The sequence below is a fragment of the Pseudomonas sp. NFX71 genome, assembly GCF_048079215.1.
Lineage (GTDB): Bacteria > Pseudomonadota > Gammaproteobacteria > Pseudomonadales > Pseudomonadaceae > Aquipseudomonas > Aquipseudomonas fluorescens_B.
Genome location: NZ_CP182230.1, coordinates 2243183 through 2256493, shown reverse-complemented (window position 1 = coordinate 2256493; position 13311 = coordinate 2243183). Strand labels below are relative to the sequence as shown.

General features: G+C 57.9%; 14 protein-coding genes, 1 tRNA gene and 1 pseudogene. 13 read left to right on the top strand and 3 right to left on the bottom strand.

The window, feature by feature from the left end; genetic code table 11:
• Nucleotides 1-67: 67 nt before the first annotated feature.
• The 7 genes and pseudogenes from ACM1ZW_RS10480 to ACM1ZW_RS10450 all read left to right on the top strand — a co-directional run bounded on the left by ACM1ZW_RS10480 (nucleotide 68) and on the right by ACM1ZW_RS10450 (nucleotide 6121).
• The gene (locus tag ACM1ZW_RS10480; RefSeq protein ID WP_414879913.1) at nucleotides 68-472 is read left to right on the top strand and encodes an acetyl-CoA sensor PanZ family protein; all 405 of its coding nucleotides are present in this window, start codon (nucleotides 68-70) and stop codon (nucleotides 470-472) included.
• A 77-nt stretch (nucleotides 473-549) separates the two neighbouring features.
• A complete protein-coding gene (locus tag ACM1ZW_RS10475; RefSeq protein WP_414879912.1) occupies nucleotides 550-2775 on the top strand; it encodes an AsmA family protein in 2226 nt (741 codons plus the stop codon).
• Nucleotides 2772-3839 (top strand): A/G-specific adenine glycosylase, encoded by a 1068-nt coding sequence (gene mutY, locus ACM1ZW_RS10470; protein WP_017336051.1) that lies wholly within the window; start codon nucleotides 2772-2774, stop codon nucleotides 3837-3839. Before ACM1ZW_RS10475 ends, mutY begins: the two co-directional genes overlap by 4 nt.
• The gene (locus ACM1ZW_RS10465) at nucleotides 3836-4108 is read left to right on the top strand and encodes an oxidative damage protection protein (RefSeq protein WP_010464608.1); all 273 of its coding nucleotides are present in this window, start codon (nucleotides 3836-3838) and stop codon (nucleotides 4106-4108) included. Before mutY ends, ACM1ZW_RS10465 begins: the two co-directional genes overlap by 4 nt.
• A 103-nt stretch (nucleotides 4109-4211) precedes the next feature.
• Nucleotides 4212-4287 (top strand) — tRNA-Phe (locus tag ACM1ZW_RS10460).
• Between the two features lie 297 nt (nucleotides 4288-4584).
• Nucleotides 4585-5346 carry a hypothetical protein gene (locus ACM1ZW_RS10455; RefSeq protein WP_416740505.1) on the top strand — a complete coding sequence of 254 codons (762 nt, stop codon included), beginning with the start codon at nucleotides 4585-4587 and terminating at the stop codon, nucleotides 5344-5346.
• Nucleotides 5331-6121: pseudogene (locus ACM1ZW_RS10450) on the top strand (TSUP family transporter). Before ACM1ZW_RS10455 ends, ACM1ZW_RS10450 begins: the two are co-directional and overlap by 16 nt.
• A 7-nt stretch (nucleotides 6122-6128) precedes the next feature.
• On the opposite strand, the gene ACM1ZW_RS10445 reads toward ACM1ZW_RS10450, so the two are convergent.
• Complete coding sequence (locus ACM1ZW_RS10445) at nucleotides 6129-6578, bottom strand: carboxypeptidase regulatory-like domain-containing protein (protein WP_414879909.1); 450 nt, start codon at nucleotides 6576-6578, stop codon at nucleotides 6129-6131.
• A gap of 260 nt (nucleotides 6579-6838) precedes the next feature.
• Between ACM1ZW_RS10445 and ACM1ZW_RS10440 the strand changes: the two genes are divergently transcribed.
• From ACM1ZW_RS10440 to vapC, 6 genes are all read left to right on the top strand, one after another.
• Entirely contained in the window at nucleotides 6839-7897 is a 1059-nt protein-coding gene (locus ACM1ZW_RS10440) for a PDDEXK nuclease domain-containing protein (RefSeq protein ID WP_031318256.1), read from the top strand.
• A gap of 69 nt (nucleotides 7898-7966) precedes the next feature.
• On the top strand, nucleotides 7967-8950 hold the full coding sequence (locus tag ACM1ZW_RS10435; RefSeq protein WP_416740504.1) for an alpha/beta fold hydrolase: 984 nt from the start codon (nucleotides 7967-7969) through the stop codon (nucleotides 8948-8950).
• Nucleotides 8951-8970: 20 nt separating this feature from the next.
• A complete protein-coding gene (locus ACM1ZW_RS10430) occupies nucleotides 8971-9387 on the top strand; it encodes a hypothetical protein (protein ID WP_017336023.1) in 417 nt (138 codons plus the stop codon).
• A 6-nt stretch (nucleotides 9388-9393) separates the two neighbouring features.
• Nucleotides 9394-9846: a hypothetical protein gene (locus ACM1ZW_RS10425; RefSeq protein WP_017336022.1), complete on the top strand. Its 453-nt coding sequence runs from the start codon at nucleotides 9394-9396 to the stop codon at nucleotides 9844-9846.
• A gap of 180 nt (nucleotides 9847-10026) precedes the next feature.
• Nucleotides 10027-10257: a type II toxin-antitoxin system VapB family antitoxin gene (vapB, locus tag ACM1ZW_RS10420; RefSeq protein WP_416740503.1), complete on the top strand. Its 231-nt coding sequence runs from the start codon at nucleotides 10027-10029 to the stop codon at nucleotides 10255-10257.
• Nucleotides 10257-10676, top strand: a complete 420-nt coding sequence (gene vapC / locus ACM1ZW_RS10415; protein ID WP_414879906.1) for a type II toxin-antitoxin system tRNA(fMet)-specific endonuclease VapC — start codon at nucleotides 10257-10259, stop codon at nucleotides 10674-10676. The genes vapB and vapC overlap by 1 nt, the downstream gene beginning before the upstream one ends.
• Nucleotides 10677-10747: 71 nt before the next feature.
• Here vapC and ACM1ZW_RS10410 read toward each other — a convergent pair whose 3' ends face one another.
• Both ACM1ZW_RS10410 and gabP read right to left on the bottom strand, forming a co-directional pair.
• Nucleotides 10748-11074, bottom strand: coding sequence for a hypothetical protein (locus ACM1ZW_RS10410; RefSeq protein ID WP_017336019.1), 327 nt, complete (start codon nucleotides 11072-11074; stop codon nucleotides 10748-10750).
• 369 nt (nucleotides 11075-11443) lie between these two features.
• The gene (gene gabP / locus ACM1ZW_RS10405; protein ID WP_416740502.1) at nucleotides 11444-12835 is read right to left on the bottom strand and encodes a GABA permease; all 1392 of its coding nucleotides are present in this window, start codon (nucleotides 12833-12835) and stop codon (nucleotides 11444-11446) included.
• Between the last annotated feature and the right edge of the window lie 476 nt (nucleotides 12836-13311).

The window sequence follows — 13311 nt, the reverse complement described above, 5'->3', positions numbered from 1 at the left end:
ACAGAAAAACCAAACTGATATCACCTTTTCTAAAGTCGTCTGTTCTCGTACCACTGAAGGAACCGCCATGCCTATCATCGTCGAGCTGCTGAACGAAGCCACCTATCAGGATCAGCAGGATCTACAGAAAATCTACCGTGACGCGCCGGACTGGCTGTTCGCCCCGTTCGCCGGCGATGTGCAGTTGATTGAAGGCTGCCTGCGGGACGGCTCGCTGATCGGCGGGCGTTTCAACGATCGCCTGTTGGGGGCCGCACGCCTGCAAAGGCACCAGGACGTCTGGCATCTTTCCCAGCTATGCGTGAGAAAAATCACCCGTCGTCGCGGGGTAGCTGAACGGCTGGTGAACGAAGCCCAGGCAATGGCGTCCCAATCGGGCGCGACATTACGCCTGCTGGCGCCTGCCGGGCACCTTGAGGCACAAGCCCTGGCGGCCAAGTTGAAAGTGCCGCTGGATACACTGCCGGACTGATCGCTGACCGGTCGTCCGCTTCGGGGCGCTATACTCCCCGGCTATATTCGAATTCGACTAACTACAAGGACTCGCCCATGAAAGCGTTCGGCAAAATCCTGGGTCTGGTACTTCTCGGGCTGTTGCTGATCATTGTGGCGCTGGGCTTTGCCCTGACCCACCTCTTCGATCCCAACGACTATAAAGACGAGATCCGCCAGATTGCCCGCGACAAGGCCCACATCGAGCTGACGCTCAATGGCGATATCGGCTGGAGCCTGTTCCCGTGGCTCGGCCTGGAATTGCACGAAGCCAGTGTCGCGACCCTGGCCAAGCCCACTGAACCGTTCGCTGACTTGCAGATGCTCGGCCTGTCGGTGCGCGTGCTGCCACTGCTGCGCCGTGAAGTGCAGATGAGCGATGTTCGCGTCGAAGGCCTGAACCTGCGCCTTAACCGTGACAAGGATGGCCACGGCAACTGGGAAGACATCGGCAAGGCTCCCACGACTGCCGATCCGACTGCGCCTCCCGTCACTCCCGGCAAACCTGCACCGGAAACCACCGTCCAGGTGGAAAAACCGGCGCAACCGATTCGCCTGGACATCGACAGCCTGACCGTCAATAACGCCCGCGTTGAATACAGCGACGAGAAGACCGGCAAGCAGTTCAGCGCCGAAAGCATCCAGCTGAGCACCGGGCCGGTTCACGATTCCACCAACATCCCGGTCAAACTCACCGCGTTCCTCGGCACCAACCAGCCGGTTCTGCGGGTGCGTACCGAACTCAGTGGCGAGCTGCGTTTCGAGCGCGCCCTGCAACGCTACAAATTCGAAGATATGAAGCTGTCCGGTGAAGTCGCCGGCGATCCGCTGCAAGGCAAAACCGTGACTTTCGCCGCCCAAGGGCAGTTGTTGCTGGATAAAGCGGCAAACGTCGCCGAATGGACCGGCATCAAGATTTCTGCCAACCAGCTGCGCGCACTGGGTGAGCTGAAGGTCAACGACCTCGACAAGACACCGCAAATCAACGGCGGCATTTCGATTGCCCAGTTCGACCTGGCGAAGTTCGTCGACAGCATCGGCCAGACACTCCCGGCCATGGCGGAGGGTAGCCTGAGCAAAGTCGAACTCGTCAGTCGCGTTGCCGGTACGCCGACCAGCGTGGTGTTCGACAGCATCAACCTGAAAGTCGACGACAGTACCTTCACCGGCCGCATTGCCGTCGAAGACTTCGCCAGGCAATCGCTGCGAGCGGTCCTCAAGGCTGACACGTTCAACGTCGACCGCTACCTGCCGCCAAAATCCGCCGAAGCCGACAGCGCAACCCAAGTGCGCAAGGCTGAAGTCGCCAGCACCGAAGCCGACGCCATGGCCGGCGCAGGTAGCACGCCGCTGCCGGACAAGCCCACCAAAGACGCGTGGAGCAGCGAGCGCCTGTTGCCGGTGGAGCGCCTGAGCAAACTCGACGTGGACGCTGACCTGACCTTTGGCCAGTTGACCCTCCAGAAACTGCCGATCCAGAACGCGGCACTCAAGGCCAATGGCAAGGAAGGCCTGCTGACCCTCGAGAATCTGCGCGGCGACCTGTACGACGGCACCTTCGAATCCAAGGGCACCCTCGATGTGCGCCAACAGACACCGGCGCTGAACATGCAGACGAGCATCCGCAAAGTGCCTGTGGAAAAAATCCTCGAAAGCCAGGGTAAAAATCCGCCGGTCAAAGGCCTTGTCACGCTCGACAGCAACCTGACCGGCAACGGCAACAGCCAGAAAGCGCTGATCGAAACCCTCAACGGCAACGCCAGTTTCGTCATCAACAACGGCGTGCTGCTCAATGCCAACCTCGAACAGCAACTGTGCAAAGGCATCGCCACGCTCAACCGCAAAACCCTCAGCGGCGAACCGCGAGGCAAGGACACACCGTTCCAGGAACTCAAGGGCAACCTGACTTTCCGCAATGGCGTGGCCAGCAACCCGGACCTGAAAGTGCGTATTCCGGGCATGACCGTGAAGGGTGACGGCGACGTCGACCTGCGGGTGCTGGGCATGGATTACCGCGTGGGCATCATCGTCGAAGGCGACACCAGCGCCATGCCGGATCCAGCCTGTCAGGTCGGAGACAAATTCGTCGGCATCGAATGGCCGTTGCGCTGCCGCGGCCCGCTGGAACTCGGCGCCAAGGCTTGCCGCCTCGACAATGAACGCATGGGCCAGGTCGCCACCAAAATGGCCGGCGACAAGATCAGCGAAAAGATCGACGAGAAGCTGGGCGACAAGGTCAGCCCTGAGCTGAAAAACGCATTGAAGGGGCTGTTCAAGCGATGAGATCCGAGCAGTTTTCATCGGCGGTGCTGGACTGGTACGACCGCCACGGCCGCCACGACTTGCCTTGGCAACAAGGCATCACACCGTATCGGGTGTGGGTCTCGGAAATCATGCTGCAGCAGACCCAGGTCAGCACCGTGCTGAATTACTTCGACCGTTTCATGGCCTCGCTGCCGACGGTCGAAGCGCTGGCCGCTGCGCCGGAAGATGAAGTGCTGCACCTGTGGACCGGCCTCGGCTACTACACCCGCGCGCGCAATTTGCAGAAAACCGCAAAGATCGTCGTTGCCGAGTACGGCGGCGAGTTTCCGCGGGATGTGGAAAAGCTGGTTGAGTTGCCGGGGATCGGCCTGTCCACGGCGGGCGCCATCGCCAGCCTGAGCATGGGCCTGCGGGCACCGATCCTGGATGGCAACGTCAAACGGGTGCTGGCGCGGTTTACAGCGCAAGAGGGTTATCCCGGCGAGCCAAAGGTCGCCAAACAGCTGTGGGCGAACGCTGAGCGCTTCACGCCCCATGATCGGGTCAACGCCTACACCCAGGCGATGATGGATCTGGGCGCCACGCTTTGCACCCGCAGCAAACCGAGCTGCCTGCTCTGCCCGCTGGAAAAGGGCTGCGAAGCACACATGCTCGGCCTGGAAACCCGCTACCCGATCCCCAAACCGCGCAAAGCCGTGCCACAGAAGCGCACGCTGATGCCGATGCTCGCCAACGACGAGGGTGCGATTCTGCTTTACCGCCGCCCCTCCACAGGCTTGTGGGGCGGTCTCTGGAGCTTGCCGGAACTCGACGACCTCGATGACCTGCAGCATCTGGCTTCGCAGCACTCGCTGGAGCTGGGCAGCCAACAGGCGCTGCCGAGCCTGGTGCACACCTTCAGCCACTTTCAGTTGTCCATCGAACCCTGGCTGGTTCAGGTCCAGGAGGCCGGCCATCACGTGGCCGAGGCCGACTGGCTCTGGTATAACCTCGCCACCCCGCCGCGCCTGGGCCTTGCCGCCCCGGTCAAAACCTTGCTCGAACGCGCGGCCGCCGTATTGAACGCAGGAGAGTCGTCATGACCCGCACCATCATGTGCCGCAAGTACAAAGAAGAACTGCCCGCCCTGGAGCGCGCGCCATTCCCGGGCGCAAAAGGCCAGGACATTTTTGACCACGTCTCGGCCAAGGCCTGGGCCGACTGGCAGAAACACCAGACCCTGCTGATCAACGAAAAACGCCTGAACATGATGAACGCCGAAGACCGCAAATACCTTCAGGGCGAGATGGACAAGTACTTCTCCGGCGAGGAATACGCCAAGGCTGACGGCTACGTTCCACCGGCTGAATAATTCCGTTTTTTCGAGGGTCGGAACGTAAGCGACGGTAATAATTAAAATTTTTTTGAAAACTTTCTTGACGACCCTCCGAAAAACCAGTTTAATGCGCCCCGTTGCCCAGATAGCTCAGTCGGTAGAGCAGGGGATTGAAAATCCCCGTGTCGGCGGTTCGATTCCGTCTCTGGGCACCAAATACCGAAAACCCTGAATCGCAAGATTCAGGGTTTTTTTATGCCCGGGATTTGGTGATCACTGTCCCAGTCACTATCGAAGCGCCGGACAAAGCATCAATTCCCCACGCCCTGCCACTACGCCAGCCAGCGCCTGCAAAGCTTTCAAGAGCTGAGTCTCGACAGTCTCTCGGGTCTACCGGAACGGTCCGCATGCTTTAACGGAAATGGATGACATACGCTGACCATCGGATTGGGCAGTATCGGAGGAGGCGCTGCCGCATAACCGGGAGCAGAGACACAACAGGGATGTAGACAATGACTGACGCCATCAAACAGGACGTCGAAAACGCTGAGTTTTTTACTGAACAGGACATCAGGATTTTCAGCTTTGATATTCGGCAGTCGATGTTGCTGCACAGACTCGCCGAAGAACTGGCCGCCATCGGCGGGCCGCAGGTGCCAGGCGCCCAGTCCAAAGCCTCTCTGGCAGCCACCGAATTAAAGCTCTCGCTTTCGACAGACCAATGCGAACTGCTGGCGACCTTCTCCAATGGCCTTGTTTGCGTGTTGATCTTTGAAGGGCTGCAAAAAATCACCGATGCCAGCCCACCAAATGAACTGCCAGACCTGGCATCCCTGGAAAATCGATACGACGTCCTTTGCCTGGCGGCCCGTAATCAGATCTTGTTGAAACTGGTGGATAACAGTGCCTTTGCCTATGACATGGACAACGAAGGAAAGCTGGTTCGATTGGTCGCCAACTTCAAGGGTGGCGGACTTACCAAAATCAATGCCGAGCCGGAAATCAAAGAACTGAGCTCCCATTCCGGCCTCGCGCTTGGCCCGCACACCGAGGCGCCTTACTGGTGCGCTGTGAACGCGAAAGACGGGCACTCGCCCTCTCCGTCGTCGCTCATACTTTCCGCCCTGTGGAACCCGAGCCTGGAACCTACACGGGTCATTCCGCTGCCTCCCATTCTGGAAAAAATCGGCGTCACCCACTGCCTGGCAGAAGGACGGTCATGTGATTACGGACCAATAACGATAAAAGAGGGAATGAAATGTCTTGGGATTTAATAGGCATGTTGGCGCTTGTCGCTTTTTGCGCCGGTTTTTTTGATGCAATTGCCGGTGGTGGAGGCTTGATCACCTTGCCTGCCTTGTTTCTGGCCGGTGTAGATCGATCAGCGCCATAGCAACGAACAAGTTCCAGGCCGCTTCGGCAACTGTTTCGGCCACTGTCACCTTTGCTCGCAAAGGAATGATCGAGTGGCGCGAAGGCCGTTTCCTGGTGATCTGCGGATTTATTGGCGGCGCCAGTGGTGCCTTGCTGGTCAGCTCTATTGATAAGCGCTATCTGGAAGTTTGCGTGCCGGTCATGCTGATTCTGGTGGCTATCTACTTTGCTCTCTCTCCCAAGCTGGCCAATGAAGATCGACGCAAGAGAATCGGCATTCTGCTTTTTTCGTTTACCGTCGCGCCGATCCTGGGCTTTTACGACGGCATATTTGGCCCCGGCGTGGGCTCTTTCTTTATTGTCGGGTTTGTACTCCTGTGCGGCTTGGGCATGATGCGGGCCATGAGTTTTACCAAACTGGCCAACGCCTCATGCAACCTGGGTTCTTTGTCGGTCTTCATTACCAAGGGTGTGATTATTTGGCCGATTGCCATAGCCATGGCATTGGCAGCCTTCATCGGCGCTCAATTGGGCGCACGAGCCGCTGTTCGCGTCGGTCCACGTCTGATCAAACCCATGTTGATCGTGGTCTGCTGCGCTTTGGCCATCAAGCTGCTAAGCGTGGAAAGCAATCCTTTGCGCGTTGCGGTCCTCGAGTCGTTGGCTTGGTTGTGATTGCCGGCTATTCGGCGCTATTCCAATGAAAGACCAGATTGCGAGCCGCTCCGCTTCCCACATCCGCCGTATCACGTCGTTCCTCGCCATTGCGCGTTGCGATAACGGTGTACTTGCCAGGCGGCAATTGAACGTATACCAGCGGGCCAGCCTCACTCAGGGTCAGCACGGTTGGCCCTTGGGCTTTCTGAATGGCCACCTGAACATCGGGGACGTATTTGTTCTCGGGCCCAATCGCAAAAGTCATGTGCAGGTTGTAACCGGTGGCCTGCTGGATAGCCTTCGCCTCATCCTCGCCGACGCCACCGGAAAGATAGGCAACCCCGTTTTGCTCTTGCCGCTGAATTTGAACGCCTGAACTGTCGATCGGCTCCAGACTGGCCGCCTGCAGCATGACGGGAAACATCAACAGCCCCACGGCGGCGAGCGGCAGAATGAATGCATGGACGTGTTTCATGATGGGTACTCCCGGGCTCCGCAGAACCCATTCGTTACCTGATTTTGATTTCCCTGAGTGCGGACGGTTTTAGATTGATTGGATCTTGCGGTCACTGCGAAATGGACTACACGATGTGTTCCCCCAGCATGGATCGCCGTCGGAGCGATCCCGCAAAACCAATCGGGATTTCCTTCTGATTTACCAGCAGCGCCCGGCATCAACGCGCCTGCCTCTCCTGCAATTCTCTTCTGCCTGTTCACATCGACGCGGAAGACCTCATGAGCGCACTTAAACCCGATAACTCTCAAGACCCACAACTCGCCTCGCTATTAGGCAACCTTGGCGAACTGATCCGTGAGGCACGGCAGAAGGTGCTACGGGTGGTCGATACGGTCCAGGTGCAAACCTGCTGGCAGATTGGGAGGCATATTGTGGAGTTCGAGCAGGAGGGGGCCCGGCGGGCGGCATACGGAAAACGTTTACTTTCGACGCTCGCACAAGGCCTCACTGCCCAGTATGGAAAAGGTTTCGATGAGCGCAACCTGCGCTATATGCGGGACTTTTATCAGACCTTTCCAATTTGGGACGCAGTGCGTTCCGAATTGAGTTGGACCCACTATCGCCGATTGCTGCGTGTCGATAACGACCACGCCCGTCACTGGTACATGAACGAGTCAGCCATTCAAAACTGGTCATCTCGCGCCCTGGAACGCCAGATCAACACTCTCTACTACGAACGCTTGCTGACAAGCCGCGACCGACCTGCAGTCCAACAGGAAGCCGCTACTAATATCCAGAAAATGAAAGCACAGCCACGGGATTTCATCAGGGATCCGGTGATGCTGGAGTTTCTTGGCTCGACCAACGCGGGGCTAACTCAGGAAACCAATCTCGAACAGGCACTGATCCATCAGCTTCAAGCCTTTCTGCTTGAACTGGGCAAGGGCTTTGCCTTCATCGCTCGCCAACAACGCATCAGCACCGAAAGCAAAGACTTCTACATCGATCTGGTGTTCTACAACTACCTGCTGAAGTGTTTCGTCATCTTCGATCTGAAGCGCGGCGAACTGACCCATCAGGATGTCGGCCAAATGGACATGTACGTACGCATGTATGACGACCTCAAACGCGGACCGGAGGATGGCCCCACCGTTGGCATCATTCTCTGCGCGCAAAAAGATGAATCGGTGGTCCGATACTCTGTACTGAAAGACAACGAACAACTTTTCGCCAGCAAATACAAAACAGTCCTGCCCAGCGAAGAAGAACTGCGCGCGGAACTGGACAGGGAACAGGCTGCAATCGAAGAGCGACTGCTCGATCAGATCCCCTTATAACCGCGAATGGATTGTTCATAAGCGGTGTGAAGACTATCGTTGGCAGCTACCCGCAAAGGTCCGAAGTCGATGAATTTGCAGCAGGACACGTCACCGGCCCCCACTCAAATCGAGTTGCCGCTGCCAACCTCCGTTTCTGGCGAACCGTTCAGGGAGCCCGCTGCAGACTGCTTCATCCTTGGCGGCTTCACTTGGCGGCATGCCTCTCAGGACATTGCGCGCCCGGTCGTCATCATCAACGCTGCTACCTCGGTCCGCTGCAGGCATTACTCACGATTCGCCGAATACCTGCTCGCCAACGGCTTCGACGTGATTACCTACGATTACCGCGGCATTGGCGAGTCACGCCCTGCATCATTAAAAAATCTCGACGCCTCATGGACCGACTGGGGCGCGCTGGATTTCGAGGCGATGCTCAAGCGCGCTCAGCGCGAATTTCCCGGCCAGCCCATCGATGTCGTCGGACACAGCTTTGGCGGCTGTGCGGCGGGCCTGGGCGCTTCAGGGCATCTGATCCGGCGCCTGGTGACCGTCGGTGCGCAATTCGCCTACTGGCGCGACTATGCGCCTGCTCATCGTTGGCGGATGGTCGGCAAATGGCATGTGGTGATGCCGCTGATCACGCTGGTCTGCGGATATTTTCCCGGAAAGCGCCTCGGCTGGCTGGAAGACACGCCCGCGGGCGTAGTGCGCGATTGGAGTACGCCCACCGCCCGGTACGAAACGCGCCCCAGCGGTCGCACGATCAGCGCGAAAACAGGCTCGCTTCCCTTCGCGGCGATGACAGCCAAGACCCTGGCCATCAGCATCACCGACGATCCTTACGGCACGATCCCGGCCATCGAACGCCTGCTCCGTTACTTCAGCGGCGGCACAAACACCCACTTGCGAATCGCCCCCGAGGACATCGGCGAAGCAGTCGTCGGACATTTCGCCTTTTTTCGTAGCGCATACCAAGCCACACTATGGCCCATTGCATTGTCCTGGCTGCACAGCGGCGAACTGCCCCCCGATCCCCCCGGGCGGACAGTACCGCGCAGCGAGCCCTTTTAACGCACCACGGATCAAAACCCATGGCCTCCGCCAACAAGCAGCAGAAACGCGCCACCCGCGCCAAAGCCAAGGCCAAGCAGAACCGCACCCAACGGGCTGCTGCGCCGGTCGAGCTGGACCCGAACGACGATCGCATCGACTTCGAATCGGTGGACCTCACCGAACTGTTCAAAGAAATGATCGATGCCGAAAAAATCAGTCAGCAAGCCATGTGTGCAGCCTTCCTCGAACACCCGTTGCTCGCCCTGGTGCTGGAGCAGGAAGGCGAAGAAACCGCCACAGACTTCATCATTGCCGCGCTGATCGAGTATCGCCAATGGTCCACCGAAGTGGACGAAGCGGGCGCCCTGGCGTGGATCGAGTCCCCAGCCTTCCAGGTTGATTACGTGGCGGCTTCCGAAGCCATCGCAGCCCAAACCCAACAGAAACCGAACTGAGTTCCCATGGCCTCCCTGAACAAGCAACAGAAACGCGCCAAACGCGCCAAGATCAAAGCCCGCCAGATCAATATCCACGGCAGAAAACCCGCCGCGCTGGACGATGACATCGAAGACATCGGCGAGCCGATCCCGGAATACACCCTGGCGATGTTCAGCAAAATGCGCGACGCGGAAGCCACCAGCCGCAACGACATGCTGCTGACCCTCCTGACGAACCTGGCGCAGATCATCAGCGACCAGCCTGAACTGCTGGACATGGAAAACGCCGACAACGAAGCCATGGCCGCCACCCACCTGGCCGCCGACATGCTGATCGACTACCGCATGTGGGCCGACGGCATGGACCGCGATGCCGCCCAGGCCTGGCTGACCGATCCGCAGTTCATCACCGACTTCGGCGATGCGCTGGACAGCTACCGCCAGTCGCTGGACGCGCAGGAAGAAAAAGCCGAGTAAGCACCGTCGTCAAAAACAAGACGGCCGCCTGTCATCACTGACAGCGGCCGTTTTTTATGGAGGCCATCTCTCAAAAATCTATATGACCTCTCGTCAGAGGCTGCGTATATCCCATTGACATATCCCAAGAGGATTCTATTCTTTGGGTTCACAACAGCCGCAGAAATGCAGGAGGCCAAAATGGAACAGACCACCCTTTTCATGAGCAATCGAAGCCAGGCTGTTCGCCTTCCGAAAGCTGTGGCAATGCCGAGCGATGTAAAACGAGTCAACGTAGTTGCCATCGGCAGGGCTCGTATCATCACCCCGGCAGACGAAACATGGGACAGCTGGTTCGACGGTGATGGAGTGAGCACGGACTTTATGTCCCACCGCGACCAACCCGCTGATCAGGAGCGTGAGTCGCTCTGATGATCAAGTTCATGCTCGACACCAACATCTGCATCTTCACCATCAAGAACAAACCGCAAATCGTAAGAGAAGCTTTCAACCTTCATGACGGACAGTTGTGCATCAGTACGGTGACGCTGATGGAGCTGATCTACGGCGCCGAAAAATCTGCGACTCCCGAAAAAAACATCGCCGTGGTTGAGGGGTTCGCGGCACGTCTTGAGGTTTTGTCTTTCGACAATGAAGCCGCTGCGCACACCGGAATGATTAGATCCGAGCTGGCAAAGGCTGGAACACCTATAGGCCCCTACGACCAGATGATTGCCGGGCACGCGCGCTCACGCGGATTAGTTGTCGTAACCAACAACCTGAAAGAGTTCGAGCGGGTTTCTGGATTACGCGTAGAAGACTGGGTTCACCCTGATAGAATCGAAAAATAACTGACGAAAATAAAAACGGCCGCCTGTCATCACTGACAGCGGCCGTTTTTTTGCAAACCTGAAAACAACAATCAGGCAGCGACAGCATCCAGACGCGGGATTTCCATCCCGACCTTGGCACTGGCGTAGCTCAGGTCACCGCTGGCGATGGACTGAGCCTTGAAGCCGGCGCCAATCAGGTCGCGCACGTACAGCTTGTTGTAGATGAACATGAACACGAAGTTGCTGAGGCCAAATGTGAAGCAGGCCACGATGAACATGATCGCTGCCCACTTGATGTCGCCACGGAACAGTGGCGGCAGGAAGCCAAAGAAAAACACGGTCCACGAGAAGCCGATCGGGGCTTCCTTCATGGCTCCGGTGTTAGGGTTTTTGAACACAACCGATGTAAACGCCATGCCTGTCTCTCCTTGATGCCCCAATGGGTTGGCTGAATGGCCGGGCTAACTCCATGCAGCGATGGCTCGTGACTGCCGTGTAAACGGCAGGCGCACGCAAATGCATCGTTGACTCGCGCCAGATGAGGGAGCAGGCAAGAAAGGGTCGAGTGGCTTTAGCCAGGAAGGCTGGGGGCGTCGAACAATCCATGTCCTGAAACTCCATTGCATCCCGCAACAGCGAGATGCACATTCGGCGGGAAGGCTACTATCTCGACATCATCGTGTCCATCAAAGAGCCGACCGAGAAAAACCCTGAATGAAAGCAAAAACGACCGCGATCATTTCTGATGGCGGTCGTTTTCGGTACATCGACAGTGGGCGTAGAACCTAGCGCGCCACTGCACCAATCAGTTGCTCATTGCGACGACGGCGTGCCACAAGCAACCCGGTAGCCACCACACAAAGACTCAGCAGACCGGTCGCGAGGATTTCCACGCGGTGGGCGTCCTGGAACAGCATGATGGTCAGGGCCGCGACGATGAAGGCGATCACCGCGTAGGTCAGGCCCGGGAACAGCCACATGCTGAAGACGATTTTTTCACCACGAGCCATACGCTTTTTGCGCATGCGCAGTTGCGAGATCGCGATCACCAGGTACACCAGCAACGCGATGGCGCCGGAGCTGGCCAGCAGGAACTCGAACACGGCGGCCGGGGCCACGTAGTTGGCGAATGTGGCCAGGAACGCTGCGCCAGTGGACAACATCACCGCCCAGTATGGCGTGCCGCTTTTGTTGGTGCGCGTGGACACGGCCGGTGCGTCACCGCGTTTACCCAGGGAAAACAACATGCGCGACGAGGTGTACAGCGCTGAGTTCAGGCAGCTGGTCACAGCGACCAGCACCACGATGTCGACGATCATCTTGGCGTTCGGGATGCCCATGCGCTCAAGCACGGTCTGGTAGGAACCGAGGCTGGCCAGTACCGGGTCGTTCCAGGGCACCAGAGCCACGACGATGAAGATCGATACGAGGTAGAACAAACCAATCCGCCAGATCACCGAGTTGGTGGCCTTGGAGATTTGCTTGCCAGGGTTCTTCGATTCCGCGGCCGCGATGGTCACGATCTCAGTGCCCATAAAGGAGAACATGGTCGTCAGGATAGCGCCGAGTACCGCCCCCATACCGTTAGGCAGGAAGCCTTGGGTGTCGAACAGATGCGACACACCGCTGACCTGACTGGTCGGCAGGAAACCGAAAATGGCCAGAAGGCCAAGGCCGATGAAACCGATGATCGCCACGACCTTGATCAGGGCGAACCAGAATTCAAACTCACCGTAGTTCTTCACGCTGAACAGGTTGGTGACAGTCAGCAGCATCGTGATGACCAGGGCAAACGCCCAGATGTCCACGCCAGGGAACCAGGCATGCAGGATGGTGGCGGCGGCGTTGGCCTCCAGCGGGATGACCAGCACCCAGAACCACCAGTACAACCAGCCGATGGTAAAACCGGCCCAGTGACCAATCGCACGATCGGCGTATGTCGAGAAGGAGCCAGTGTCCGGCGAGGCAACCGCCATCTCACCCAGCATGCGCATCACCAACACCACCAGCATACCGGCGGCGGCGTAGGCCAGCAGCACGGCCGGGCCTGCTGCCGCGATGGCGTGGCCCGAGCCAACGAACAGGCCGGCGCCGATAACCCCGGCGATCGACAGCATGGTCACATGGCGCGGTTTGAGCCCCTGTTCGAGGCCGTTAGAGCTTTGGGTATTGCTCATTGAAACTACCTTTGTAAGGAAAAGCGAATGCGTGCATCCCATCGTGAAGTTTCTTCTGTAAAAAGAAACAAACAGGGCGTTCCGGAATCTGCACGCAATAATTGCGCCAAAATATTTCAAGTCTTTCTAATCCGGCGGTTTGACCCTGACCGGACAGTCATCGCAAGTCATTGAAAATAATGGCACTTTGCCAAAGCGTTACTCCGCGACTCACTTGAGGAACGAATCTGCGCACCGGAAACACACCCAGGAAATGCTCAACGCACAATAAAAGTGCAGATCAGGAACGTTTGGCCGGTTAGCGCTTCCAACACCCCGCCAAAGCTGGCAACATCGCGCCCTTTTTTACGGGACAGCCGCACCACACAGGGTTCAAACGGCTGTTCGGTTGATAGCAGCGCGACAGTCTGCTGTACCGATGCGACAACCTGCCACATGCCACCCGTTTACCGCCCGTAGCGCTGTTGGCTGCCATT

Excerpts from the sequence above, each read along its gene's own strand:
- ACM1ZW_RS10480 (WP_414879913.1), top strand. The coding sequence starts at position 68 with ATGCCTATCATCGTCGAGCTGCTGAACGAAGCCACCTATCAGGATCAG.
- ACM1ZW_RS10475 (WP_414879912.1), top strand. The coding sequence starts at position 550 with ATGAAAGCGTTCGGCAAAATCCTGGGTCTGGTACTTCTCGGGCTGTTG.
- mutY (WP_017336051.1), top strand. The coding sequence starts at position 2,772 with ATGAGATCCGAGCAGTTTTCATCGGCGGTGCTGGACTGGTACGACCGC.
- ACM1ZW_RS10465 (WP_010464608.1), top strand. The coding sequence starts at position 3,836 with ATGACCCGCACCATCATGTGCCGCAAGTACAAAGAAGAACTGCCCGCC.
- ACM1ZW_RS10455 (WP_416740505.1), top strand. The coding sequence starts at position 4,585 with ATGACTGACGCCATCAAACAGGACGTCGAAAACGCTGAGTTTTTTACT.
- ACM1ZW_RS10445 (WP_414879909.1), bottom strand. The coding sequence starts at position 6,578 with ATGAAACACGTCCATGCATTCATTCTGCCGCTCGCCGCCGTGGGGCTG.
- ACM1ZW_RS10440 (WP_031318256.1), top strand. The coding sequence starts at position 6,839 with ATGAGCGCACTTAAACCCGATAACTCTCAAGACCCACAACTCGCCTCG.
- ACM1ZW_RS10435 (WP_416740504.1), top strand. The coding sequence starts at position 7,967 with ATGAATTTGCAGCAGGACACGTCACCGGCCCCCACTCAAATCGAGTTG.
- ACM1ZW_RS10430 (WP_017336023.1), top strand. The coding sequence starts at position 8,971 with ATGGCCTCCGCCAACAAGCAGCAGAAACGCGCCACCCGCGCCAAAGCC.
- ACM1ZW_RS10425 (WP_017336022.1), top strand. The coding sequence starts at position 9,394 with ATGGCCTCCCTGAACAAGCAACAGAAACGCGCCAAACGCGCCAAGATC.
- vapB (WP_416740503.1), top strand. The coding sequence starts at position 10,027 with ATGGAACAGACCACCCTTTTCATGAGCAATCGAAGCCAGGCTGTTCGC.
- vapC (WP_414879906.1), top strand. The coding sequence starts at position 10,257 with ATGATCAAGTTCATGCTCGACACCAACATCTGCATCTTCACCATCAAG.
- ACM1ZW_RS10410 (WP_017336019.1), bottom strand. The coding sequence starts at position 11,074 with ATGGCGTTTACATCGGTTGTGTTCAAAAACCCTAACACCGGAGCCATG.
- gabP (WP_416740502.1), bottom strand. The coding sequence starts at position 12,835 with ATGAGCAATACCCAAAGCTCTAACGGCCTCGAACAGGGGCTCAAACCG.